The organism is Dokdonia genika, from assembly GCF_042652845.1.
GTDB classification, from domain to species: Bacteria; Bacteroidota; Bacteroidia; order Flavobacteriales; family Flavobacteriaceae; genus Dokdonia; species Dokdonia donghaensis.
On record NZ_JBHSHB010000027.1, the window covers coordinates 1 to 627 of the forward strand.

The 627-nt window shown below is 38.8% G+C and carries 1 pseudogene; it reads left to right on the top strand.

The features are described 5' to 3' along the window. Window positions 1–627, top strand: a pseudogene (locus ACFO5T_RS13925) (hypothetical protein); the annotation flags it as partial.

Sequence of the window (627 nt, forward strand, 5' to 3'; positions counted from 1 at the left end):
CGAACACTGCACCTGGTACTTATACAGTAGATTATACAGTTTGTGAAGATGGTACAGCACCACCTAATAGCAACTGTGATACTGCGACAGCTACAGTAGTAGTAAGCGCACCAGACCCAATCGATGCTATTGATGATGATTATAGCCAAACGCCTATTGATACAAGTTTAGAAGATGTAGTAGTAGGTGATATAACCATAAATGATTTAATGAATAATGTGCCCGTAAGTGATACAGAAATTTCAATTTCAATTGCTAGTAATGGTGGAATAAACGGGCTAATAATTGATTCAGATGGGCTTTTGATAGTTCCTGCAGGGACTTCTCCTGGAAACTACACAGCTTTATATACGATATGTGAGGTTGCGGTGCCAACAAATTGTGATACTGCATCTGTTCAAATATATGTTGGAACTTGTACTGATTTTCCTAATTATGATTGTGATAATGACGGATTAACAAACAATGAAGAGCTTACTGGAGTTGACGACCCTACCACTCCTGCAGATCCTGATGGTGAGATTACAGATCCATTAGATATTGATAGTGATGGTGATGGCGTAACAGATGGTCAAGAAGCGCTTGATGGTACAGATCCTAATGATAATTGTAGTCTAGTAGTAGCTA